The sequence below is a fragment of the Oceanispirochaeta crateris genome (assembly GCF_008329965.1).
In the GTDB taxonomy this organism is placed as follows: Bacteria; Spirochaetota; Spirochaetia; order DSM-2461; family DSM-2461; genus Oceanispirochaeta; species Oceanispirochaeta crateris.
In genome coordinates this window covers 354,352-380,324 of sequence record NZ_CP036150.1, presented here as the reverse complement: position 1 = coordinate 380,324, position 25,973 = coordinate 354,352, and the positions used below count along the sequence as shown (strand labels likewise).

General features: G+C 42.2%; 23 protein-coding genes. 5 read left to right on the top strand and 18 right to left on the bottom strand.

Features of this window, described 5'->3' with window-relative positions; genetic code table 11:
• Positions 1-46 precede the first annotated feature (46 nt).
• Together EXM22_RS01625 and EXM22_RS01620 are read right to left on the bottom strand one after the other, a co-directional pair.
• On the bottom strand, positions 47-760 hold the full coding sequence (locus EXM22_RS01625; protein ID WP_168203289.1) for a DUF2161 family putative PD-(D/E)XK-type phosphodiesterase: 714 nt from the start codon (positions 758-760) through the stop codon (positions 47-49).
• Entirely contained in the window at positions 750-1,043 is a 294-nt protein-coding gene (locus EXM22_RS01620; RefSeq protein ID WP_149484835.1) for a hypothetical protein, read from the bottom strand. The genes EXM22_RS01625 and EXM22_RS01620 overlap by 11 nt, the downstream gene beginning before the upstream one ends.
• A 124-nt stretch (positions 1,044-1,167) precedes the next feature.
• On the opposite strand from EXM22_RS01620, the gene EXM22_RS01615 reads away from it, so the two are divergent.
• Both EXM22_RS01615 and EXM22_RS01610 read left to right on the top strand, forming a co-directional pair.
• Positions 1,168-1,788 carry a carbonic anhydrase gene (locus EXM22_RS01615; RefSeq protein WP_149484834.1) on the top strand — a complete coding sequence of 207 codons (621 nt, stop codon included), beginning with the start codon at positions 1,168-1,170 and terminating at the stop codon, positions 1,786-1,788.
• 109 nt (positions 1,789-1,897) lie between these two features.
• Positions 1,898-3,628, top strand: coding sequence for an ABC transporter ATP-binding protein (locus EXM22_RS01610; RefSeq protein ID WP_149484833.1), 1,731 nt, complete (start codon positions 1,898-1,900; stop codon positions 3,626-3,628).
• Positions 3,629-3,669: 41 nt separating this feature from the next.
• Here EXM22_RS01610 and EXM22_RS01605 read toward each other — a convergent pair whose 3' ends face one another.
• Positions 3,670-4,125, bottom strand: a complete 456-nt coding sequence (locus tag EXM22_RS01605) for a ferritin family protein (RefSeq protein WP_149484832.1) — start codon at positions 4,123-4,125, stop codon at positions 3,670-3,672.
• Between the two features lie 261 nt (positions 4,126-4,386).
• Here EXM22_RS01605 and EXM22_RS01600 point away from each other — a divergent pair, with 261 nt between their 5' ends.
• Together EXM22_RS01600 and EXM22_RS01595 are read left to right on the top strand one after the other, a co-directional pair.
• Positions 4,387-5,577 (top strand): sensor histidine kinase, encoded by a 1,191-nt coding sequence (locus tag EXM22_RS01600; protein WP_168203288.1) that lies wholly within the window; start codon positions 4,387-4,389, stop codon positions 5,575-5,577.
• A 126-nt stretch (positions 5,578-5,703) separates the two neighbouring features.
• The gene (locus tag EXM22_RS01595) at positions 5,704-7,920 is read left to right on the top strand and encodes an MFS transporter (protein ID WP_149484830.1); all 2,217 of its coding nucleotides are present in this window, start codon (positions 5,704-5,706) and stop codon (positions 7,918-7,920) included.
• Here the strand turns inward: EXM22_RS01595 and EXM22_RS01590 are convergent.
• From EXM22_RS01590 to EXM22_RS01535, 12 genes are all read right to left on the bottom strand, one after another.
• On the bottom strand, positions 7,911-8,618 hold the full coding sequence (locus EXM22_RS01590) for a FadR/GntR family transcriptional regulator (RefSeq protein ID WP_168203287.1): 708 nt from the start codon (positions 8,616-8,618) through the stop codon (positions 7,911-7,913). The genes EXM22_RS01595 and EXM22_RS01590 overlap by 10 nt on opposite strands.
• A 78-nt stretch (positions 8,619-8,696) precedes the next feature.
• Positions 8,697-9,725, bottom strand: coding sequence for a Gfo/Idh/MocA family protein (locus EXM22_RS01585; RefSeq protein ID WP_149484828.1), 1,029 nt, complete (start codon positions 9,723-9,725; stop codon positions 8,697-8,699).
• A gap of 1 nt (position 9,726) precedes the next feature.
• A complete protein-coding gene (locus EXM22_RS01580; protein WP_149484827.1) occupies positions 9,727-11,199 on the bottom strand; it encodes a tripartite tricarboxylate transporter permease in 1,473 nt (490 codons plus the stop codon).
• A gap of 8 nt (positions 11,200-11,207) precedes the next feature.
• Positions 11,208-11,672 (bottom strand): tripartite tricarboxylate transporter TctB family protein, encoded by a 465-nt coding sequence (locus EXM22_RS01575; RefSeq protein WP_149484826.1) that lies wholly within the window; start codon positions 11,670-11,672, stop codon positions 11,208-11,210.
• A gap of 63 nt (positions 11,673-11,735) precedes the next feature.
• The gene (locus EXM22_RS01570) at positions 11,736-12,725 is read right to left on the bottom strand and encodes a tripartite tricarboxylate transporter substrate binding protein (protein ID WP_149484825.1); all 990 of its coding nucleotides are present in this window, start codon (positions 12,723-12,725) and stop codon (positions 11,736-11,738) included.
• A gap of 29 nt (positions 12,726-12,754) precedes the next feature.
• Positions 12,755-13,852 carry a M24 family metallopeptidase gene (locus EXM22_RS01565; RefSeq protein ID WP_149484824.1) on the bottom strand — a complete coding sequence of 366 codons (1,098 nt, stop codon included), beginning with the start codon at positions 13,850-13,852 and terminating at the stop codon, positions 12,755-12,757.
• Positions 13,853-14,542: 690 nt separating this feature from the next.
• Positions 14,543-15,943 carry an alanine/glycine:cation symporter family protein gene (locus EXM22_RS01560; protein WP_149484823.1) on the bottom strand — a complete coding sequence of 467 codons (1,401 nt, stop codon included), beginning with the start codon at positions 15,941-15,943 and terminating at the stop codon, positions 14,543-14,545.
• Between the two features lie 512 nt (positions 15,944-16,455).
• Positions 16,456-17,127 (bottom strand): YczE/YyaS/YitT family protein, encoded by a 672-nt coding sequence (locus EXM22_RS01555; RefSeq protein WP_149484822.1) that lies wholly within the window; start codon positions 17,125-17,127, stop codon positions 16,456-16,458.
• Between the two features lie 222 nt (positions 17,128-17,349).
• Positions 17,350-17,748, bottom strand: a complete 399-nt coding sequence (locus EXM22_RS01550; RefSeq protein ID WP_246157057.1) for a VOC family protein — start codon at positions 17,746-17,748, stop codon at positions 17,350-17,352.
• Between the two features lie 34 nt (positions 17,749-17,782).
• Entirely contained in the window at positions 17,783-18,025 is a 243-nt protein-coding gene (locus EXM22_RS01545; protein ID WP_149484821.1) for an HP0495 family protein, read from the bottom strand.
• 60 nt (positions 18,026-18,085) lie between these two features.
• Positions 18,086-18,976, bottom strand: a complete 891-nt coding sequence (locus EXM22_RS01540; protein WP_149484820.1) for a M15 family metallopeptidase — start codon at positions 18,974-18,976, stop codon at positions 18,086-18,088.
• A 110-nt stretch (positions 18,977-19,086) separates the two neighbouring features.
• Positions 19,087-20,262 (bottom strand): MFS transporter, encoded by a 1,176-nt coding sequence (locus EXM22_RS01535; protein WP_149484819.1) that lies wholly within the window; start codon positions 20,260-20,262, stop codon positions 19,087-19,089.
• A gap of 197 nt (positions 20,263-20,459) precedes the next feature.
• On the opposite strand from EXM22_RS01535, the gene EXM22_RS01530 reads away from it, so the two are divergent.
• Positions 20,460-22,118 (top strand): GGDEF domain-containing protein, encoded by a 1,659-nt coding sequence (locus EXM22_RS01530; protein WP_149484818.1) that lies wholly within the window; start codon positions 20,460-20,462, stop codon positions 22,116-22,118.
• A 37-nt stretch (positions 22,119-22,155) separates the two neighbouring features.
• Here EXM22_RS01530 and betC read toward each other — a convergent pair whose 3' ends face one another.
• From betC to EXM22_RS01515, 3 genes are read right to left on the bottom strand one after another with little or no spacing between them, the layout of a single operon-like run.
• A complete protein-coding gene (gene betC / locus EXM22_RS01525) occupies positions 22,156-23,694 on the bottom strand; it encodes a choline-sulfatase (protein ID WP_281289902.1) in 1,539 nt (512 codons plus the stop codon).
• A complete protein-coding gene (locus EXM22_RS01520; protein WP_149484816.1) occupies positions 23,681-25,114 on the bottom strand; it encodes a sulfatase family protein in 1,434 nt (477 codons plus the stop codon). The genes betC and EXM22_RS01520 overlap by 14 nt, the downstream gene beginning before the upstream one ends.
• Positions 25,115-25,127: 13 nt before the next feature.
• Positions 25,128-25,973, bottom strand: coding sequence for a carbohydrate ABC transporter permease (locus EXM22_RS01515; RefSeq protein WP_149484815.1), 846 nt, complete (start codon positions 25,971-25,973; stop codon positions 25,128-25,130).

Below are 25,973 nucleotides of genomic sequence, written 5' to 3'. Positions count from 1 at the left end.
CATCATAAAAAGTGAAAGGGAAAAAGGTCAAGGAGGAGACAAGCCATTAGCTTACATGCTCACGGAATATTGCCATGAGATCGGGTTGAAGATCCTCGTATCGATCTAGAGCCTCACAACCGGCAGGGTTAATTCTGTACAGCCCCCTGCTGACTCGGTCAAACCAACCGTAATGGTTTTGAGCGAGAATAGCTTGAATCTTGTCCGGTCGGGCACTGCACGATCTAAGGTCCTTTGGAGAAGAATCCCCCTTCTCTCTCAACAACAGGGCAATGCGTATGGCTTCCTGTTTATAAGCCGTGATCCTTTCTTCAGTGCTGGGAATCCCTCCCTTGTTGAACTCACCGTACCGCCCGTCCACTTCTCTTAGAATGGAGGCCTGTTTTCCCGGCCTCATCCGCTTTTCATAGGGCCGTGGATGGAGCACCACATCCACCCGGGTCTTTGTTTTCATAAACCGGACGAGGATGAGCCCTACTTCCAGCTTCCTCAGTAAATTTTTGAGCCCTCTGGACTTGGGGAGGTCTTTCTTCCCCACAGGAAGGGGAACGGCTATATAAACGGCATCACTGATATCCTTGCGCCGTGCGGCCTGAATCAGGAGATCCACCGAAACCCTGGTTTTCAATTCAATGATGATCATCTCATCTGCTTTGATGGCTATCAGATCACAATCCTGAATTTCGGCTCCGATGGTATAGCCCTGATGTTCCAGATATGTTTTTAGGGGATCATAAAGATCCGATTCTTTAATTAACATCCTTTTTTTTCTTTTTCCTTGTCGTAGACAGACCTCCGAACCCTCCCAGTATGGCCATATAAAATCCAAAGTCATACCATATACCTGTGTTGTGGATTTCATAGAGTCTTATATTTTTTGCAAAAATACTGACAATGAGAGACAAAGGAGCCATCCAGCCATGCCAAATACCCCAGAGAAAATTAGCAGGAGAAACTTCACTGGCTCGACCATCTCCAGGGAGGCATCCTGTCAGCATCACCAGTGTTAATATCAACAAGACAACGATTCCAGTCTTTCTCATAGTCAATCTCCTTCCACATTCATTGGTAAATCAAAGAATACCATGCATCTCCCAGTAGCAAAAGAGTCATAATATGAGCATTTTGACTGGAAATGTAAGAGTTCGATCCGGTATAATTCAAATCATGGATAAACTCTTGAACGGCGTTGTCGAATTTAGAAAACAGGACTTTGAGGATCACAAGACTCTTTTTAAGAACCTGAAAGGAGAGCAGAAACCGCACACCCTGTTTATTGGCTGCTGTGATTCCAGGATTGTACCCGCCCTGATTACGAAAACACTCCCGGGCGAATTGTTCATCATAAGGAATATTGCGAATATGGTGCCTCCCTACCGCCTTGCCAACGAATATCTGTCAACAACCTCTGCCATTGAGTATGCCTTACAGGCTCTCGAAGTGGAGACGATCGTCGTGTGCGGGCACAGCAACTGCGGTGGATGTGCGACCCTGAATGACCAGCCTTCGGTGAAGAACCTTCCCCATACGAGTAAATGGATGGAACTGGCGGCAACAGTGAAGGAAAAAGTAAACCAACAACTGCCCGAACATGACACTCTTGCCCGGGAATGGCTGACAGAGCAGACGAATGTGGTAGAACAGATGAAGCACCTACTGACCTATCCCTATATCAAAGACAAATTTAAAGCCGGAAAGCTGACAATCATGGGATGGTACTACATTATAGAAACCGGAGAAGTATTCAATTACAACAAAGAGGAAAATTGTTTTACCCTCATGAACTGATCCATGATTCTTTAGAATATAATGATCATCTGTTTTATTTTTCGTAAACTGAAGAGAATCTGCAGACAGGATCATTGGCAGAGCAGAAATCTTTGTTTATCATGGGGCCATGATTAAGAAATTTATTGCCTATTACAAACCTCATAAAGCCCTTTTTATTCTGGATATGTTCTGTGCCATCGCCGCATCGATACTCTCCATTTTTTTCCCGTTCCTAACACGTTCTCTATTGGGAACCTACCTTCCTTCAAAAAATATCGCCGTTATCAGGAATATACTGATCCTGATGCTGGCCATTTATATCATAAAATCAATATTGACCTACATCCGAATCAAGTGGGGTCATATTTTGGGAGTCCGGATGGAAGCAGACATGAGACAGGATCTGTTTTCCCATATTCAAAAACTCTCCTTCAGCTACTTTGACAGGGTAAAAACAGGACACCTCATGAGCCGTATATCCAACGACTTGAGCGTCATTGCCGAAGTAGCCCATCATGCACCGGAAGATCTCCTCATTTCCATCATCATCCTGGTCATGGCCTATATCATGATGTTTGTTTTTAATACATCCCTGGCTCTGATCTCCCTGATCCCCATCCCGCTGATGCTATTTTGGGGACTCTATATGGGAAAAAGGCTGAAAAAGGGGTTCAGAGCCATCCGGAAGGAAATTGCCGAAATCAACAGCACTGTGGAGAATTCTGTCCAGGGTATCCGGGAAGTCAAATCCTTCGCCAATGAATCATTGGAAAATAATAAATTCCACAGGACCAATAAATCCTTTAGAATGGCCAAAGAGGTGATGTATCAGAGGATGGCCCGTTTCCATTCCTTTATGGATTTTCTCAGAGAGATTTACTATTTTTGTATCATTGCCGGTGGTACCATTCTGATTTTTCAGGACAAACTCCCCCTGGTTGATCTTCTGGCATTCATCCTTTACGTAGGAGTCATTCTTCCCCCCATAGACAGATTAATCAATTTCACAGAGCAACTGCAGGAGGGCATGTCCTCCTTTGAACGTTTTCAGGAGATCATGGAAATACAACCCGATATCAAGGATAGTCCCGCGGCGGTAGATCTTCAGGTTGAGGGCGCCTCTCTGGTTCTAAAAGATGTGAACTTTAAATACGATAAATCGCCCGATTGGATACTAAAAAATATAAATATGGATGTCAGCAAGGGAGAAACCATCGCCCTGGCGGGAGAGTCAGGAGCCGGAAAAAGCACACTGGCGGCTCTTATTCCCCGATTTTATGAGTTGAGTAATGGAACCATTCATATCGACGGCCAGGATATCTCTTCGGTTACTCAAAACAGCCTCAGGAAGGCCATAGGAATTGTTCAGCAGAATGTATTTCTCTTTGATGGAACCATTGCAGAAAATATCTGTTACGGGAAAGAGGGAGCCAGCGAATCTGAGATTTCAGAGGCCCTGAGAATGGCCAACCTGGATGAATTTGTGAGCACTCTTCCCGAGGGGTTGGATACTCAAGTGGGAGAACGGGGAGTACTCCTATCAGGTGGTCAGAAACAGCGGATTTCCATTGCCAGAGTTTTCCTAAAGAATCCAGAACTCCTGATCCTAGATGAAGCCACCAGCGCTCTGGACAACGAATCGGAAAGTTTGATTCAGGAGGCCCTGTGGAAGCTATCCAGAAATAGAACAACCATCATCATCGCCCATAGGCTGTCCACCATCATGAAGGCTGACAGAATCTATGTCATGAAACAGGGCGAAATTGTCGAACAGGGTTCACATAGTGAATTGCTGGCAATGGAAGGGTACTATAAGTCCCTGGCCGATAAGGGAACCCTGGTATCAGCAGAAAACTAGGATTAAGACTCTTTAAGGGCATGGGAGGTCCTAAAGACTGCTTAGTCTTTGGATTGTTCCTGAATATCCTTTTCATAGAGTGTTTCAAAATGATGGCGATGATTTTCTTCTTCCTTCATTAGCTGATCAAAGATCTTTCGGAGATCCGGATCTTCCGATTGATCTCTCAATGATGAGTACAAAACAGCAGATCTCTCTTCTTTCTTCATGGCCGTTATAAGAATCTGCTGATAAGTCATATTTTCATCGGGCTTGACATCATGAAGGTAACTGGACAGCTGTAAATCCTCGGGCAGATTACGGGAGAGCTTATCCATAGATTGCTGTGTTTTAACTCTTTCCAGCAGCTGTACATGCCCGATTTCTATCAATTCAAACTCCCTAAGAACCTCTTTCTGGCTCTCAAAGCGGACCTTTTTTTGAAGATACTGATAGAACAGAACAGCATCCTTTTCGCGGGCAATTGCGAAATCCATGATTTCTCGAAAACTATGCACTGGTATCACTCCTGTTTACTCTCATCCGCATTTCTATACGGAATATTCTGCAGATTTCCCTCGGCGGAGCAGATCATCTATGACAACATTGTACCGCGAAATCTCAACAGCGTCCTACCCTTCATGAAGGAAGATTGAATTTTCTATCCAAGCCTCTCTCCCTCAATTTGACTAAAACTCAAAACAAGTATTAAATGACCTTATATGAAAAGAAGCCCTATTTTCTTCAATATTCAACTGCAGAAATGGATAGTATTCCCAATGATTATACTCTGTAACTTTGCCATTGTGGCCCTTTTCATTTTCAATCAGAAGAGCTTCCTGTTCCCCGTCAGCTGGACCTACCAATTTCTGACCATATTGGTATTCAACTTCTTCACATCTCTCCTGATCTTCTTCATACCCGAAGAAGAATCCTCCTCCAGGGGCATTCTGACGGCCTTTCTGTTTATCCTTCAATTGGGTTGTAAATACATCATGACCAAACCCTTTAGCACCAATATCTGGTTTGAATTTTTCCTCATCATCATCATGCTGTTAGAAAGTATTATTCTCCTCACTACGGCAGAAACGCTCCTTCTGACCACGGTGATCATGTCTTCCATCCTCTTTACCGACCATAACGAAATTTTTTGGGGTATTGAAGCGGGCACCAGAACATGGGACTTAAAGGGGTCTCTCCTCATTCTGACACTGCTGATTTCCATCCTGTGCATCATCATCAAATATGCCCACAACCTCCTGCTTCAATACAGAGAAATACAGACCAATCAGAGACTGATTATCCAGAAATTATCAACCTCCAATTCTGAGTTACAGCAATATGCCAATATTGCAGAAGAAAAAAGCATGGTCCATGAACGACTGAAAATGACGAGAGAAATTCATGATACTGTGGGTTACACACTGACCAATCTCCTCATGATGCTGGAGGCCAGCACAGACCTTGTAAAAACAAATCCGGTCAAGCTCGAAAAACTCCTGAATCAGGCTCTGGAAATAATTAAAACAGGCCATAGTGAAATCAGGCAGTCTCTGAGGATTCTCCGCAATACGAAGGTCAAAGAAAAGAACAGCATCGAGTCTATCCAGAATCTAACAGGTATTTTCATGGAATCGACAGGTGTGAATGTGCGGGTTGAGTTCGGAAACCTTCCCTGGGTTTTAAACAGAAAGATCGATCATATCATCTACCGCTTCCTCCAGGAAGCCATGACCAATGCCCTGACTCATGGAGATGCCAAGAATATCAGCATCCAGTTTTGGAGAAACGAAGGCCTCATTCAGATCAGCATAGAAGATGACGGAAAGGGCAGTCTTGATATTGAGCAGGGAATCGGGTTAAAGGGCATGACAGAACGGCTGGCAGAAGTCGACGGGAGCCTGTCTTATGAAAATACTTCCATGGGGTTTTCCATAAGAGCGGTCATCCCCTGGAGCTATGATGAATAAATGGTCGTGAACTCTTCTCTCAGAGGAAGTGCAACCAGATATGGAAAAGGATTTGAGTTGAATATTCTATCATTTAAAGAGTAAAATGAAGATAGAATGCAAATGGTTTTCTAAGCTGGAGCACACATGCTGACCAAATATCTATCCGAAACCGAAAGACAGACAAGCCAGACAAAATTGTACAAATTTCAGGCATTAAACGGCTTTGGATTCAATTTCATGGGAGATACTCCTGTGTACCTCATGGCCATACACTTTGGAGCCTCCAATATTGAACTTGGGTATATTTCTTCGGTCATATTTCTAGCCGGATTTATCCTCGCGGCTCTCCCCCGCCTTCTCTCCGGGAAAAACCTCGTCAAAGTCCAGTCGACGGCCTGGTTCTACCGTGGGCTCATCGTTCTCCTATACCTGGCCCTGTTCTTTCTCGAGGGAAAACCGGCTGTATGGCTTATTCTTATTGTCTACACCCTATTCTGTTCTTTTCGAATGGTCGGAGTTTCAATCTGGAATCCCCTTGTCAAAATGGTGACTTCATCTCAAAACAGAGGAATCGTTCTGGCCCAGGGAAATATCGCCAACCAAACCGCCTCGGTGGTGTCTAAACTTGTAAGCTTTCTTGTCACATCAGTTCAATATTTTTCAGGAATCATCGGGATTCTCCTGCTTCAGGTCATCGGTGTGATTTTTAATTCGGCAGCATCTGCCCAACTGAAAAAAATCCCCTGCCGAGAGACCATAGAATATGAAAAAGGACGAAATATATTTATCATTCTCAAGGAGTCCATGGTCAACAAGGATAGACGATATCCCTTAATTTTAATGTGGATTACCGTATCAATTTTAGTTATCAACAGTCTTATCATTGTTTTCATGAGAAAGGAAGCAGGATTTACATCCAATTTTGTATTCCTCTATGCCATGTTCATGACCCTAGCCCAGATTTGTTCTGGGTTCTTTGCAAGATCATTCTCAGATCGCTTGGGAAGTAGACCTCTGCTCATGGGGGTCACAGTCTTACTGGCAATAACCTTCGTTTTGTGGATGCTCCTGCCCGTCTCCCAAGGCAATGAACTGCCTGCCTACATTTATTATGTTCTTGGTTTTGTTACAAACTTTTTTCTATTCTCAACACATGTTCTCGGCACCCGGGTTCTGGTCAACACCATGCCGGAAAACGAATCTTTCGGCTACAATGCCATGACAAACTTTGTAACAGCATTCTTTTCATTTTTCAGCGGTATCATTGGTGGAGTCTTAATTGATTCAGGCCAGAATACAGAAATGATCCTATCCAACTCATACAGTTTTCTCTTCATATTTGCTATCATGCTCAGCTTAACCCTGATTTTCCTCAGTTTTAAACTCATCGATAGGGGAAGCCTCTCGACCAAAGAAACAGCAGCCATACTATTTTCCATAGATGGAATGAAGGCTTATATTGATATAGGAAAATTAAAGTCAACTGAAGATCCTGTCAAAAAAAGGACTGTTCTCTTATCTATCAGTCAAAATGATGCATCCATAGCAACAGAAGAAATGCGCGCCATCATTGCGTCTCCCCTTTCCTCCGAAAAAGAAGAAGTGATCAAGTCACTTTTTAATCACCCTCGTAGGGAACTTTTGCCGGAATTGATACAGGAGGCTTCTGATGCGGGTTCATATCATCAGATTAATGCAATCTTTGCCCTCGGAGCCTACTCTGGAAAGAAAGTAGAGAATCTTCTGTTGGATCTTCTTGATCATACAGAACCTTCTATAAAATCAAATGCCGCGAAATCGCTGAGCAGAATTGGACACACCCAATCCCTCGAAAAGATTCGCACCTTATCCAAAGAAGCGAATCAGGTATGGGATAAAATCAATTATCTTATTGCCTTGAATAATATGGACCCCGAAGGACAGGTCTACAGGGAGCTATTTATAGATGCAGACCACTTTATCCAAGGGAAGTTCAGACAGACCTACTATTCCCTCAGCTCCGACTTGCTCCAGTTTAAACCGCCTCTTTCAACTATCTACAGCTCAAAGAATCTTCAAAGAGGTGAAGGACTGAGCGATTTTCTGGAACAGACGAGAGACCTGCATTTTTTCTATGAAAACCACAAGGCCCTGGAAACGTGGTTTCGCAAAGGCAATTGGGTTTCCATATGGGAGTTCTGCCGTCAGTCACTGGAAAACTGCAAGTCCGGAGATACCAGTTCATCTGATCCTTTGAAAAACCTACAACAGGCTTTAGTGGAGAGATCGGAGAAGAGCTCCAAGGCTGCATACAACGGAACCGAATATGATGATGCTCTGGCAGCTGTGTACTTCACGTACCAGATTATAGTTCACTCCTGATTCTCAGTAATATTTCGATTCAAAATCCTCATTTTACTGTTTACCAGATGTGTATACATCGCCGTGTAGGCTCTATCTGAATCTCTTTTTTTGATAGCATTTAAAATTTCTTCATGTTCTTCTAATGCGGACCAATGATCTGACTCAGTTGGTACCCGTTCTCTGTATATTACAAATATAGAATTCAGAATTATAGGTACAACCCGAATAATTACATCATTGTGGGTGGCCGTTGCTATGGCCAGATGAAAATCAATTTCCGAACCTATGCGGACATGATGATCCTGAATTTCAGATCTTAAATCTACATTATTTTGACTGATCTTTATTATATCGCTTTCAAGTGCATTTTCTGCAGCCATTTTAGCAACACCTGATTCTAGACCGACTCGAGCATCTATAAGTGAGCTAAAAAGAAGATCAGGATCGATAAACTCAAACCCAAAGGGATCCTTTTGTACACCTGGAGTGATTGCCACATAAGTCCCTTTCCCCCTAATAATCTCGACAATATTCTGCTCAACCAAGCGATTTATCGCCTCTCTTATTGTTGTTCGGCTAACATCGAACATTTCTATTAATTTAAGCTCACTGGGCAATTGGTCGCCAGGAGACAAAGTACCATTGCATACAAGAACCTTAATTTTGTCTACGACGACATCTGATAGCCTATTATATTTTCCATTAATACTCATCATAAACATCCATATGATAATAATATACAAAATTTAAGTCTAAGAGCAATAATGTCTTTTCGTATTCCTTGTATATCACAGTCACTCAAGCTCTACCGCTTTTCCAGTAGAACTACTTTGGTAAATTGCCATGATAATGGCCAAGGACTTCCTCGCATCTTCTCCGGTGATAAAAGGAGCTTTATTTGTTTCAACAGATTCTATAAAATTTTCAATCTGTTTTTTATGACCGATGTAATTTATAGCACCCGGATCGGCAGCACCACCGCTGGAACTGCTACCGCTGCACTCGGCTAAAATGGCCTTATCTTCATCCCTTTTTTCGAGAAAATCCCATGCCTTAATTTCTTCCTCTTCCATGATAGCCGTCCCCTTACTCCCGGATATTTCAATCCGCTTCATATAACCGGGATAAACAGATGTGGTTCCTTCGATCACACCCAGAGCTCCAGACTCAAACTCCAGAAAGGCAACAGCAGTGTCTTCTACTTCGATATCATGGAGCAATGTGGATGTTTTTGCCTGTACACTCTTGACGGGTCCCATAAACCACTGCAATAGATCGATAGCGTGAATGGACTGATTTATTAAAGCTCCGCCACCATCAATTTTTTTAGTTCCCTTCCATCCTGTATAATACTCTTTTGCACGGTACCACTTAACATATGCGTCTCCCAAAGTCACTCTTCCAAATCGTTCCTGCTCCATGGCGTGGCGGATCGCTAAAGATGCCGGATGGAATCTGGATTGGAAGACCCCTGAAACAAGGACGTTTTTCTTATCTGCCAACTCAAGAATGGCATCACATCTTTCCAGATTGATCTCAATTGGTTTCTCTATCAAAAGAGGACGGCCACTGTTAATGACTTCCATAGCAGGATCAAGATGAAAACCAGAGGGTGTACAGATTGTAACCACCTCGACCTGTGAATCTTTCAGCATTTCAGTCACACTGCTATAGGCCTTACACTTAAAGAGTTTTGCAAACTCCTGCGCTCTTTGCAAATTGACATCACATACAGCAACCAGACGGCTGTTCTTTGTATCTTTAATGGCGTGTGCATGTATTTCTGAAATCAATCCAGCCCCAACAATTCCTAAACCCTTCATATCAGATCTCCTTTTTTTTACTTCTTATAGAATAAATAATGGATAAAATAGAAACAATATAAAAGAAAATTGCAATATAAGAATGAAATAATGTACCCCAATTGCCATGACTGATTGTCAACGCACGGCAAAGTTCTCTTTCAGCAATAGGCCCAAGAATAACCCCAAGAATAACCGGTGCTGTAGCATAGCCATTCTTTTTTAGAAAAAATCCGATGATCCCAAACACTAGAGCAACAATAAGATTATATGAACTGTTTCCCAATGTATATGAACCAATGAAACAGAGTATCAGAATCACGGGAAAAAGAATAGATTTCTTAATTTTCAAGATTCGAGGAAAAACTCTGATACCAGCTAATCCAATTATTAGCAGTAGGATCTGAGCAAACATAAGACCAATGAAAAGATTATTGACAATCTGAGGACTCTCTTTAAACAAAAGAGGTCCTGGCTGAACACCAATGAGCATCATAGCTCCAAGCATGACAGATGTAACTGCGTCGCCAGGAACTCCTAAGGTGAGAAGTGGTACCATAGCTCCTCCAGTTGTCCCATTATTTGCAGCTTCTGGAGCGGCAATTCCATGAAGATGCCCTTTACCAAATTCATTAGGCGTTTTAGAAAAACGCCGAGCTTCATTGTAAGCTAGAAAAGAAGCTATTGCCCCTCCTGTTCCAGGAATGATTCCTATAAATGTTCCAAGAAAGGAGGATGGAATGATGACCTTAAAAAGGTTCTTTAACTCTTTTAATGAGAGAACAGAACCTTTTATTTTTTGATCAAAAGTAATCTTAGGCTTATTGACATCTACTAGCTCTGTTAGAATCTGTGAAATGGCAAACAATCCGATCAAGACAGGTAACATTGGAAAGCCGGATAATAACTTGATGCTGCCGAAAGTGTATCTCTGAATCCCATAGGTTGGATCTATACCAACTATAGAAATAGCAAGCCCCAGGAGGCCTGAGAGTATCCCTTTTGTAAGGGAGGATCCTGAAACGCTTCCTATGATGGTCAGCCCAAAAATCATAAGAGCAAAATACTCCACGGGACCGAAACGAAGAGCAAATTTAGCAAGTTGGGGTGCAATGAGTACCAGACAGATAGTAGATATAATCCCACCACTGCAGGAAGCTATGGTAGCCACACTAATTGCTTTACCAGCTTCCCCTTTCATAGCAAGAGGATATCCATCCAACACAGTTGCAGCAGCAGAAGGAGTTCCCGGTGTCGAGATTAGAATGGCTGATATTGAACCACCATAAATTGAACCACAAAACATCCCCGAAAGCATAATAAGTGAAGCTCCCGGATCCATTTTATATATAAATGGAAGAGCTAGAATGATACCGACAGAGCCTGTCAAACCAGGAATAGCCCCAACGATCACTCCTCCAGTGACACCCAGAAACAAAGAAAGAAAATGAATGGGAGTAAATACGTATATTAATCCTTGAATTAAATATTCCATTTATAAACCTACCAGAATAAACTTCGTGGTAATGGTACACGAAAAATTATGCGAAAAATGGAATAGAGTAGCACTGTTGTCAAGATTGACACAGAGGCTATTCGAAGCCATTTCCTTTCATTAAACAGATACATTGTGACAGCAACAAGTAAGGGTGTTACAATGACAAATCCGAATATTTTTAAAGAATTAATGTATAAGAAACAGGAAACCAGAAAAACAAGGACTCTCAATACATAAGACTTTATACTCTCATTACTCTCATCATGGGCTTTGTGCTGCTCCCCTCCCCCTTTCATCGAAGCTTTAACTTGTATAATACCCAGAATAAAGATACAGGCAGCAATAAAGCGAGGAAATGCAGCAGGAGATAGCCCATGTTGACTAGCTGGAATTTGAAATGAAACTGCAAATATCAGCATGGATAGAGTAACAAAAGTAGCTCCAGAGATTACATCATTATTCTTATTCATATTATCCTCAAAAAAACCCCTGAAATTTTATTTCAAAATTTCAGGGATCAGTATTATTAATTATCAGTACTGATAGCGATCACCCATTTTATTAGTCTTTACAATTTTTTCATACAGTGCGTTCTGACTCTCGACCCATTTATCAAAATCATCCAGACCAATATAGTCAAGAAGCAAGCCAGCTTTTCCAGCAAGTACTAAAAAGTCAGGATCTTCCATTGTGGCTTTAAATGCATCGTGGATATGTTTTTTAATATCAGGATCTGTTCCGACAGGAACAGCAACACCTCTCCACTGCCCCAGTGTAAAATCTATACCTTGTTCCAAAGCTGTGGGTACATCTGGAAAGGCGTCAAGCCTTTTGGGGTGAGTTACGGCTAAAGCTCTTAACTGACCACCGGCAATTTGAGGAACACCTTCAGGAGGTCCAACGATAATAGCATCGACATGTCCACCTACACCAGCTATAACAGCCGGTCCACCACCACTGTGGGGAATATGATTAAACTCAACACCGGCTTCCTGTTGAAAAGCTAGCCCAATCATATGTGTTCCACCACCTGCACCTGCATTTCCAAGTGTTATCTGGCCAGGGGCAGCTTTTGCAGCATCTATAAGGTCATTCAGTGTCATATAGGGAGAATTACTAGGAACAAGTATCCAACAAGGTGCGGAAACCAGATTAATAACAGGTTCAAAACTCTTATAATCATAAGGTGTTTTTGTCATGTGCGTTTTGGTAATAGATGGAGTAGCCCATGCTACCATAGAATAGCCATCATTATCGTAGCCCAATGCTTCAGCGTAACCGGGTACAGCTCCTCCACCAGGTATATTCACAACAACCACGGAGGTTCCCAAATACTTTGGAAGTACAGACATAAATGTCCTGAAAGCAATATCGGTAGCACCACCAACTCCCCACGGTACCATCAACTCAATCTCTCGGGACGGGTAGACATCGCTCTCTGCACTGCCATTAGCATAAACAGGGAGAACCGACATACTCATTACGATAATTGTGAGCACAATACCTAAAGTCAACCTTTTCATTTACAACTCCTCTTAATATTTAATTTCGGTTACACCGAAAGGATATCCGGTCTTATATATCTATCTGTTTCTGTTTCTACTGTGATTGTCGGAAAACTGCAGGGGTGAGTAATAAATTCAGGTGTCCCGTTTGTAGCTAAAATAGTATCTTCACTCTTAGTTCCAGAGATGGAAGGATTCCAGCAGAACCCCTGGTTATTCTGAACAAGATAGGGAGAATCAAAATTCACTCGATAATCCCTTCCCTGATATCCTATAGATCCCCCCTGATGATGATTTTTATACTCACTTTCATACCCTAAACGGCTGTATTCTCTAACAGCAAGCTTCAAAATCTCATTTACAGGTGTTCCCGGAACCGTGGCCTCAATCATACGACAGTCAATTTCCACATTATCCCGATACTGCTTATGTAACTGAGAATCAACTGGCCCAAATTGAAGAAAGCGAGTCAAACAGACTATCAACCCTCCTTTTCGAGCATTGACTCCCAACATAACTCTTTTTTCAATCTTCTTTTCTGTTGCAATTGGATGACGGAAATTTGTAATTCTATGATCTGAAGCACAAAATATCGTGATATAATCAATTCGGTGATCCCAAAGAGATTCTGTAAGTCTGCCTATGACCGAACATTCTTTATCACCGGGTTTAACGCGAAAAAGCACTTCTTCCAAAGACCTAGAAACCTGATCACCTAAAAGTCGATATCGCTCAATTTCAGAATCAACCAAAGAGAAACGGAGCTTTTGAATCTGTCTGTTAAGATCCTTCCCCATGCCACAATCAGAGCCTATAGATTTTGGTGATACAATGGATGAGATGGATCGACTTTCACCTTTTTCATCATCCCATGAGAAAATCAAAAACTCGAAACCCTTCTCTTCCAGTCTTTCTTCTACTTTAGCTCGAGTAGCCTCAATATTAGTTGCGACACAATATAGTGAGGTCATTGTCAAGAGCAATCCGAAAGCTCCCATTTCGGAACCGATTCCAACCTGGTTTAAACCTCCTGCGGTTAACCAAGAATAGTTAGCCTGTTTTTTTATATAAACGGCCTCCATTGCCTCATCTTTCATCATTGTACGAATTAGTTTTATTTTATGGTTTATTTCATCAACTTTCAAAATAGAGTCCTCCCTTCTATAATGTATGTCGTCCTATGTTTAGGTTAACACGTCATACCTATGTAGTCAAGAAAATATTACTCCATATTAATTTACCTTTTATATTAGAGAAGAAAGTCGAGAAATATATAATACCGACATAATTTATAGTACATATATCTTCATTTGACCAATCTCGTTATCATTATTTTTATAGTGTAAAATGAGCAGAAAATATTTGGGACAGAATAGATTATCGAAAAATATATAATTATTATTAAAAAGAATGTCCAGAATTAATAATCAACAAATGGAATGTTTTCCATCTGGCGATAACAAGCCGCATTAGCTTCAAATGGTCAGCACATTCTGTGTAGAAGTTTCACCTTGAAACAACTTTCATTCAGAGTGAAATACTTGACACCAGTTTATTTAAATTCACCGACCATAAAGGTCTCTGTAGATAAAAGGCAATTTTAGAAACTTTGATTAGCGTTCCTAACCATACTATTGCCCTATCAATATGTAACCATATCTTTATGCGAATAATACTCCAGATCTAAATATTTTAGCTTTCTATATCTTGAAGCAAGGGAAAGATTTTAAAAACAACGAAACAACCCAAGAATGTGCAGTTCTGCCCCTGTCGATTCTGATAAAAACAAAGACCATTTATTCCAGGAAGTAGATAAATGGTCTAAAAAAGTGGTATCAGCTGTTTTTCAGAATAATCTTTCCGTTAGCCTTGATTCTTGTATCCTGCGAATCCCTGGCTGTTTTGAAGATGATGGAGCTCAAAGCAATAAGAGCAATCAAATTAGGGATGGCCATTAGACCATTGAATGTATCTGAAAGATCCCACACGATGCTGATTTTCATGACTGCCCCAGCAAGGGATGTGATTAAAAAGGCAATTTTATAAATTACAATTGATTTTGTTCCAGCAATGTACTCTAGGCATTTGGAGCCATAATAAAACCATCCTAATATGGTGGAGAAAGCAAAGAAAATCAGTCCGAAAGAAACAAGATATTTCCCTAATCCTGGAAGGGATGCCTCAAAAGCTTCGGAAGTTAGAGCTGCACCATTCAGTCCTCCTGAAACGACCATCAAGCCATCAGCACCTATTGTCACCAGTCCTGAGACCAGAATAACAAGAGCGGTCATAGTACAGATAATCAATGTGTCTATAAAGGATCCCAGAGAGGCAATCACACCCTGAGTATAGGAATTATTGTTGGCAGAGGCTGCATGAGCGATGGGTGCGCTTCCCAAACCCGCTTCATTTGAAAATACACCTCTCGCTACACCAAACCTGATGACAGTCCCAATTAAACCTCCAGAAACAGCAGAAGAGCTGAATGCATTACGAAATATCATTAAGAAGGCATCGGGGATTCCGGCAGCATTACTTATGAGGACTGCTAAGGAACCTACAATAAAGAAAAGTGCCATAAAGGGTACAACCTTTGAAGTAACATTGGCAATGGATTTAATGCCACCTAAGATGACAAGAGCCGTTAGTAAAGTCAGGACGAGACCCGTTGCTATGGGAGGAACGTTGAAACCTGTAGACAAAGCCCCGGCAACAGAGTTGGACTGAACCATACTTCCGATACCAAAGGAAGCAAAGATACCGAAGAAGGCAAAAAGCCATCCCAGCCAGCCCCAACTACCACCGAATTTCTCTTTCATTCCATTTTTGATATAATACATAGGACCGCCTGACTGCTCTCCCAGGTCATTGGTTTCACGATAACGGATAGCCAAAACAGCTTCTCCGAATTTTGTAGCCCCACCCACGGCAGCGGTCATCCACATCCAGAATACAGCCCCAGGACCACCAAGAGCGATAGCAGTAGCAACACCGGCAATATTACCTGTCCCGATGGTTGCTGAAAGGGAGGTCATCAAGGCCTGAAAAGGTGTAATATCTCCTGAACCCTTATGATCTTTTGAAAATAGAAGATGAAAAGCCTGTCCCAGTTTTCGGAACTGCACAAAACCAGTCCCGATAGACAGAAAGATACCAGTTCCTACTAAAAATATGATCATCACGGGTCCCCAGGCAAAGCTGTTCACCGCGGATACAATATTTGAAAATAACTCCACAAAATGCTCCTTTTTTGAGTTGATTAATTAAATTTCTTCTTAGATAAAAGCAAAAGTAGAGCTTTTGCAAGGGGGTTTTCTGGAGCATATAGATCTGATTTCTGGTTCTTTGAATTGAAATTGATGAAATAATAATTTTTTTTGTATAATTTTCAAAATATGATAAATTTTTCTAATCAGAAATATAATATATGAAAATGGTACGTTTTTATTACTAATTTGTCAAAATTATTTCATCACCATAAATTCTCTATAAAATTTTAAGAGAATCGATAAAACTAAAAACGAAGGAATAGGCAAAATTCAGAAGGATTTCATTGATTAGGGCGTCTGGATTCAACCGAAAAGATTCCCACACCGCCTTATCCTGTACCAGTCACAGAATGCCTTCAAAATAAATAGATAGAACCAGAAGGAACCCTATCATTTTTTAAGTGTTAGAGTCTCACTGTTGGTTTCCGGACCAGTTCAGCTTGTCAAAAGACAATCTAACAACTTCAAATGCAGCAATATCAAGTGTTATTCCTCAATCTGAGTGCCAGTTTCAGTTCTTGATAGCTTTCGTTCAGTGTGGAATGAGTCACTTTTGTTGGATCAAATTTCAATATTCCAAATGTGCTTTGAACGCAGAAACCTATCATAACAACGGAGATCAAAGTTCCCACTCCGACCATCCCTCCCAGAAACCAGCCTATGGTTGTCGCCGTTAGTTCAATAATGCTGCGAATAACACCGATGGGTAATGTGAACTTTCGTTTGAGAGCAACCATCAAACCATCACGGGGTCCTGCCCCGAAACCGGAATCGATATAAAAAAAAGAGCCCAATGAAATTGTGTAAAGGCCTAGGACCAATACGAGGATACCCCAATAAAAATGATCAACAATTCCAATAAGATTGCTCATCAGGATCAAATCAAGAAACACACCAATAAGAATCATATTGAGAATGGTTCCGAATCCTACTTTCTCGCCCATCAACAGGGTAATCACAACTAATGCAAGACCAACAAGAATACTCGCATTTCCGATGGAGATCCCCACCGTGTTACCCAGCCCCACATGAAAGACTTCCCAGGGCCCATATCCGATATTTGCCTTTATTGTCAGAACAATTCCTAAAGCATATAGAAAGAGTCCGAATATCAATTTACAAAACCTTTGAACAATTTTTAACAGGATCATGAATTCTCCGTTTTTTAGATGTCCGACAATAATGCGTCTCTTTCAAATGAAGTGCAATGTGTTATCTCAAATTTTTATGAAATCAGCGATTCATCATCCTGAAAAGCAGCTTGTTCATCCACTTTTGAGCTAACAGTGCGTTTCCAGACAGTTAGAGTTGTTTAGACCAGAACAAAGAGTCATAGGTCCCAAGGGAATCCTATAGCCGAAACTCCTAAAACATCATGAATCTTTTTGAAATGATCCAATCTCAATTAGGTTTCCCTCTGGGTCAGCAATATAACAAGTTCGCTGTCCCCAGGGTTCTGTTGTTGGTTTCATAACAGACCTAGCACCCTTCTCAACTAGATCATGATACGTTCTATCAACAGCGGAATAATTCTCAACTCCTAAGGCAATTTCACTATGCCCATTTAATTTCTTTACATAATCAAATTTTTGATCGGCCATTTTCTCAAAATCGCTTCTTCCATAGAGTAAGAACAGTGTTCCGTCTTTTTCCAGGTATACATTCTTAGTATTTTCTTCCTCTTTTATATCAAAGCCTAAAACATCTCGATAAAAGCGAATCATGACAGCCATGTCTTTAACAAAGATTCCAAATCCCTCTAATTTCATCATAACCTCTGCATTCCAAACGTTTTAACAATTCTAATTACAAAACCACGGTTACACTATCGCAGCTCTTAATGGTATTAAAGATTCCATTTCGCTCTATTTCTGAGTGAACCCAAAGGCTAAGGTTGAGAGAGAGGTATTTCCCCTTCTTATTGGCATCTTTCAGTTCATACTTCCGTGAGGCCATGATAATCTTGATATCCCGGATCATGTCTTCCTTATTAATACCTATCGCTCGGAAAGACCAGGTGCAGGGGTAGGCAATTTTATTTTTTTTCATGCCAGAGATTATAGCAGGTTTTCTACCCTGGTCCGAGAGCCTTAAAGAGGATCTTAGTTATTATTTATGAATGCCATTGAGCAGGAGGATCTCCGGTCGGTATTCAAAGTGGATGCCGTCAAAGAAGAACCATTTTCCACCCCAGATAAATCCCTCCTGTTCAAATGCTTTAACAAATGATTCAGGAGGTATATACCTCAACTCCCAGGGGAGGCTGTACCATTCTGGGTATTCCGCCTTAAACCAACGCCAGTAGGCATGTTTGCCATTGTAATTTTTGGGGATAACATCAATGGCGATTCCGTAAGAATGATTACTCAAGGTCTCCGTGCCGGCAATTACCCTCCAGTTAAACCCCGAGAGCAGTTCAATGGATTCCACATATTCCCTCAGAGTCTGGTTGTCAACCATAGAATTCTGAATACGTTCTTCTACCCTGGCAAGATCTTCAAGAAGGTCTCGGTGAATGAGAACCTTAAACCCCAGAAAATATGTAGTTTTCATCATATTCCAGGCTGATTCCCTGTCTGTAATTCTGTATAAAAGGCTATAAAAATCCCCCGACCTGCTAATGGGAGAACTTTCCCTGTTATCAAGCCTTTCATTAAGAGATTTCTTCTCTTCAGGAGAAAACTCGGACAAGGGAGGATTGTACAATGTGGAATAAGGATAAAATGGCCAGGAGGAGAAATCCTGGAATTTATTTGCCAAATGGGATGGTAAGAGGCGTCCTTCGGCCCAGGAAAACCACTGTCCCCGGATTCTGAAAGCCTGATCGCCGTTTCTGGTTCCCACACGGTCAATGGCCTCAGGATAGGCCTTATGAAGAGACTCTACAATCTGCTGAGGAGTAAACCTTGGCTGTCCAAAACTCCTGGTAGCCTGATTCTGGGAATACAAAGCTGTACTGAAACAGAAGAACACCACAACTGAAATCAATCTTAAAGACATATTATGAATATAAGTATTTTAAGGATAGATTACCAGAATAGCAGTCTTTTTTATTCAAGTGAGAATTCCACCATCCAGGCCAAAGATCCTGATGCTCAACTGATAAGAGATTATTTCCGCTCTTCCCCAAAATCGGGCATTCGGATTAAAAATACCAGTGGTAGAATAATAAGAAGCGCCAGCAGTATAAACCCAACACCGCTTAGACCTAAATCACTAAAAATACCCAATAAGGCTGGTGCCACTCCGGAACCGACACAAACGCCTACAGCAAGGATCAGGGAATAGGTTATATTCTGATAGCGATGATCCCCAATATCCCCAATAGATGAGAGTAGAGCCGGAAAAAGGACGGCCAGAATAGCAGGCTGAATGATGACGACAACCAGAATCATGGGTCCCTGAACAATTCCGAGAAGTGCCGTAAAACAGGCAGAAAAGAGAAGCACTCCGCTGATGGTCCGCCTGCGGCCGAAGTGATTGATGATCACACCTGCCCGCATTAAAAGCAGAATACCCGCCAGTCTGGAGCCGGAAAGAACCATATTAACGACGGGGGATGAAATATGATGTTCCGCCACGAGGTAGGCCGGGAGAATGACATAAACCCCCTGGAGGCCGGCAAGGGCGGCACTAAGGACCGCCATTCCAAGAATTGCATGTTTTTGTCGCAGCAAAGAACCGAAAATTTTAAAATCAGGAGCCGTTCCATACCCCCCGGATGGTGCACCCCACCTCTGAAAAATCACAGCGGCAAGAATGCTGATGAAGGCAAGGCATAGAAGAACACCCCGCCAGCCAAACCATGGCTCCAGGAGGATGACAATCAACGGTACCAGAAGCAATGCAGCATTGGGACCTATTTCGTGAAAAGAAAGAGCCGTACTACGGTATTGAATATCAATATTCGAATTGATCATCATCAGCCCGGATGGGGGATAAATGCCGGCACCAACTCCAATAAGAATCAGAGCTGATGCCAATAACAGGATTCCCTGAGAGCTCGCTGCCAAGATCAATCCCAGGGAGATGATCCCTAATGATGATGTGACAGTTTGTCCGTGACCGATCCGTGAGGATAAAAATCCCGATAACAGCATGGCAATTCCATAACTAATATTTATCAATAGAAACAGTGTCCCTGCCGCAGATAAACTGAGTCCCATTTCTTTCTGAAGTGTGGGCATGAGAGGAGAAAAGACAGTACGGGAAGCCATGGAGAAAAATACCGATAGGATCAGCAAGCTGACCATCAAAAGCGGATTAGTTTTATGCTGTTCAGTCATATTGACCAATTATGATTATAATCACTTTCTTGCTCAAGGCATTTTAGGCCAAATACCATACCCTCCCGGACTCAATGTATGCCCTATTGATATTCAATGGGTATTGAGGATAAAAAGACTCATGAAAATAGGTTTTCATTCATTTTTTATTAATTTTTAACACCCCATATCACAACCTTCCTATATAATGCTTTCATATGAAATTGAGATCTATCATTTTGGTTCTACTTCTGTATGTTTCTCTTTGTCTCATACTGGCTTTATTAATTGAAACAGACTATACAAATTCTTCTTATGGCTCCTCCTACCTGAAAACCGAAGCAGGACTGAACCTGGAAGAGTTAGTGAAACGAAATGGAATGTTCCAAGAGATGCAGGAAAATCAATATAGCCTGGGATATTTTTCAGAAGACCTCTGGATCCGTCTCGACATCCCTCAAGACACTACCGGCAGGGTATTGGAGATCAATAAACCTGCCTTTGCCCTCACAGATTTTTATTTTCCATTGAATGATGGCACGATCTCCCATATAAACAAGTCCGAAAAATTGAGTTTTAGGACGCAAAGCACACTGATCCCGGAAAATATCAGTTTTAACAAACCGGCCTATATTCGCCTTCAAACCCCATTGGCATTTAATTTTGAACTCCGGTTTTGGGATGTCAAACCCTTTATGACCTATATTTTGAAGGATTACATCTTCTTTGGAATCATTTACGGCATACTATTAAGCATCGTTATCTACAACATGATTCTCTTTGTTATTCTCAAAAAGTCATCTTATCTGTATTTTTTGCTCTTTGGATTGGGGACGATCTTATGGTGCATGATCACCTACGGGCATATAGAATTATTTGTCACTATTCCAGGAGTCTATCAAAACCGGGTATCTCTTCCTGTGGTGAGCCTCATTTGGTTCAATTTTGCATCATTCATGGGTAGTTTCCTAAAGACCAGGATCATGACCCCTAAACTTCATAACATTATTATCACCACGAAAATCATGGCGGTCATACTCTGTTTTCTGGGAATACTCGGGTTCACAAATGCCGGGCATCTCCTGGATACAGCTCTCAGTTACATACTTCCGCCTTTTGCAATCTACATCAGTATTTTGTGCCTTAAAAAAGGATTTCAATCCTCCTTCTGGTTTCTCTCAGGATGGCTTCTCTTTCTAGTTGGAACAGTAATCTATGCCCTGGCGGGGGGATTAATCCCCAGAAACTCATTAACTCTTAATCTATTTGCTTCCGGAGCCGCTCTTAGTTCACTCCTCCTGAGTTATGCCCTGGCGGATGAGGTGAGGATATTACAGTCGGAAAACTCCTACTTGAACTGTAAATCCAGGTCACTCAAAAAGATAAGTCTTACAGACAACCTCACCCGGCTTCATAACAGGGCATCCTTCAATGAAAACTTGAAACGAGAGATATCCAGGGCCAGACAGATCGGCCATCCCCTGGCTTTGATAATGATAGATGTAGATCTTTTTAAGAGGTTCAATGATACATGGGGACATCTTGAAGGAGACAAGGTGTTAATGGCGATGGGACCTCTCCTCAGCCAGGGAATACGGGATCAGGACTTTGCCTGTCGCTATGGAGGCGAGGAATTTGCCCTGATTCTGCCGGGAACGAATAAACAAAAAGCCATGGAGACCGCCGAAAGAATCAGAAAAAAAATGGAGGAGACAGAATTCCCCATAAGCTGCAGTGATGAAATAGAACATTTGACCATAAGCCTGGGGATCGCCGTTTATATAGATATAGACGATATCCTGACCCTCACAGAAAGAGCTGATCAGGCTCTTTACAGAGCGAAAAATCTAGGCCGGAACAGAGTCTGCAGTTCATAATGTCTACCCTTCAGGCATGGCTCAGTCGGCCTTAATTTCAAGACTCATCAGATACAGCCGTATTGACTCGATGATAGCGCTTGGACGCATTAAAAGTTGGCTGAAAGTCCCAATGTGTTTTATTTATACCGAGGGCTTTTTGAATGAGTCGTCTCTTTTTAAGACTCTCAAAAAAGTCTTTTTCTATCTTGTCAGAATCAAACCTCTCCATGAGCCGAGACAACAAAGAAGACTCTATTTCGGAGTACTCTACAGACCCGGCAAGGTTATGTAATTCACTGGGGTCTGAGGGTAAATGGAAGAGCTGCCTTTCGTGATTATGAATATAGGTCAGTTTATAATCCCCTCTCCTGATCATAAATGTAGGACACATAACCCCTTCTCCATGGGATTCACTGATGACCTCCCGTTCTAAATAGGTTTCTTCATCCTGGATCACCGGGAGGATACTATGCCCGTCAGGACAATATCCCTCATCAATGGCAACTCCAGCCAAGTCCAGGATGGTAGGTCCTAAATCGAGGAGCGAAACAGGCGTAGAAACAGTACTTCCCGGTACGGGTTCATCCGGACGCTTCAGTATCAATGGAATACGTGAAGACCATTCATAGAAACATCGTTTTTGCACCATACCCTTTTCACCCAGCATGTCCCCATGATCACTTGTAAATAGAACAACCGTATTTTTGTCCAGTCCTGTAGCCTCCAGATCTGCCAGGAGTTCTCCTACCTTCCGGTCTATGTAGCTTACCAAAGCGCTGTAAGCCCTCCGAAGGGCATACAGGTTTTTCTGACCTTTAATAGGGAAGACATCACTACGGTGAAAACCGTTATTCAGCCACTTGTCCAGAGTGGAGTAGTTCTCTTCCATTTCCCTGGTAATTTCCGGAAGGGTGATATTTTTTCCCTCGTAGAGTTCCCAGTCTTCACTGGAGGGATGAAAAGGATCGTGTGGATGATGGTAGGAAACACACAAGAAGAAAGGATCTTTCACTGCCTGATCATTCCAGTTCATTCCTGCTTGTCCATAAAGATATTCCCTGGCTCTGAAATGAGTCTCTTCATCGTAGTTTATACCGACGCTCCAGGGGCGTGCTCCGGCGGTCTGGGCATTGTAATTGGCAGCATTTCCCCAGGCATCACTTTGGGTGATGTGCCGTGATTCATCTACAAACCGGGGCATCAATTGGTATTCTGCAGGATAGATATCTGTTGTAAGCCGCTTTCCAAAACCATGGAGCTGATCGGAACCGATAAAGTGCATTTTCCCAGACAATACCGTGTCATAGCCGGACGCCGAGAGACAATGAGCAAATGTGGGCTCTTCACTTGAAAAAACACTGCCGTTATCATAACAGCCTATATCCGAAGCATAACGCCCGGTCATCATACTGGCTCTGGCTGGAGAGCATAAAGGACAGGGAGTGTAGGCCGCATCAAATCGAACACCTTTGGCAGTCAGCCGATCCAGGTTGGGAGTGAGAACTTCAGAGTTTCCATAGCAGCCTGTCATAAAAGGCGTTAGCTGATCGGCCATTATAAGCAGTATATTTGGTTTTTCATTAGGGACGGGCATCAAACCAACCTCCATTTGCAAAATACTGATTAGAATAGGGATAAAAGTGTTTCTCCCGGGGAGACTTAGGATTCTTGTTATATCGGAATATTTGTTCTTCGGGATTCCAGAATTGTTTTATGTCCTCCACGAGTTCTTCCGCTGTGCTGCTCTCTTCAATTGCTAAATTGTTTTCTTCTTCCGGATCGTTTTCCATATCATACAATTCCACCGAACCATCCAGATAGTAACAACACTTCCAGTCATTGGTTCTGACCATGGCACCGGCAAATTGAGGCTTATGAATCAAAACTGACTCACCATAGATTCGATCTCTCCCAATGAGTTCTCCCGAGAAGTGGGGAGCAAGATTAATACCGTCTAAGCCTTCGGGAATCGTCAGATTGGCCATACCACAGAACGTCGGAAAGAGGTCAATCAAACCAACAGGATCAAGACAGACTTCTGCCTCTGGTATGATTCCAGGATATTTCATAATAAGGGGAACCCTGGAGGAGTGATCATAAAAGACCATCTTCTGCCAGCTTCCATGATAGGACGCCATGTCCCCATGGTCGGAACTGTAGACAACAATTGTATTGTCCGACAGCCCTAAATAGTCGAGCGATTCTAAAAGCCGGCCAATATTGGTATCCACCCATTCAATACAGCCGTAATAGGCAGCCAAACAATTGAGGTGAGTCTCCTCTGGCACTTGATAGGACCCCTCACAGATAAAATTTTCTCGGACAAAGGGAGAGAGCTTCTTTAAATGTGAATCGCCATGAAGGCCATGGCGCCAGTGCGGAGGCAATTGAACTAGATCGCGATACTTCTCATAAAGAGAAGGTGGCGGGTTGATAGGAAAATGGGGTTTATCATAGTGAACACTGAGAAAAAAAGGCTGATCCGGGTGTAGTGATACATGTGATTGAAGCCATTTTACAGATTCATGAGTGCAAATTTCAGTTTGTGTCAGAGGGAGAGGAATCTGGGAGGGGCCGGCCTGGTATAGAATATCTCCCAGACCGGCATCTCCTTTTTCTGGTACACGCCGGGGATCCGGTTGATGCCCCTGACCAAAAATATCTCCATAAGGGCGATATTGATATCCATGATACTGCTCTCCATTGAAATGAGCCTTACCCACCAGAGCCGTAGAATATCCCGCCGCAGCAAAGGTACCCGGGATGGTGTCATAAGCCGTATCCAGTATGTCCTGATTATCATAGACATTAATATTCCGGCAATAACGCCCTGTAAGCAGAGAGCTGCGGCTGGGAACGCAGAGAGGTGACTGACAATATGCCTTTCCAAACTGCATTCCCTGGGAGGCCAGGCCATCCAGGGAGGGAGTATCAATGATGCGGTTCCCTTCGAACCCACTGATCGAAGCATTATGCTGATCCGTTAAAATAAATAGAATATTCGGCTGATTCATGTATACGGCCCCTTCAACCCTTAACCGCACCCGACAGTAGAGCCTTTAAGATAAATTTTTGCAAAAAGAGAACAAGGATAACAGCAGGCAGTAAACCAATCATACTCGCGGCGGCCACATAGTGAGTGCTGATGTCTTTAAATGTCCCCTGGCTGAGTAGAATACCTACCGAGACTGGGTACATTTGATCCTTATTCAGTAGGAAAAAAGGAAGAACAAACTGAGACCAAGCGTTGATGCTCAGAAAAATAATAGCACTGGCGATCCCTGGCAGAGAAACAGGAAGAATGACCTTTATAAGAGTCATCAGACGGCTGCAACCGTCAATTTTAGCCGCTTCATCCATTTCCACAGGGATTCCATCAAAGACTCCTTTCAAAAGGAAGGTTGCAAAAGGCAACTGAATGGCAATATAAGCAATAGCCAATCCAAAATAAGTATCCAACAGATGAAGCCTGGAATAGTACCAGTAGAGAGGTATCCCGATGACTATGGGTGAAATCATCTGAAACATCAGAATGATCAGAATCATCAGATTCTTTTTACGGAAATGAAAACGCGATAGAGCATAGGAAGAAAGGGAACTGATGATGAGAACACCAAGAACAGTAGAGATGACCAACTTAGCGGAATTCAAGATGTAGACATTCATTCTCACATTCACCATCACTGTCTTATAATTATCCAGTGTCGGGTTTTCTGGTATCAGATTCCTGATTGTGGCTGGAGAAAAGATCTCTGCAGGAGTCTTTAAAGACAAAGACAGGATCGTTAAGATCGGTAGAATAAAGAATAAAAAGAGTAAAACATACCCCGCGTAGGCTACGATAGTGAGTCCTAAAGGACGTTGTTTAATCAT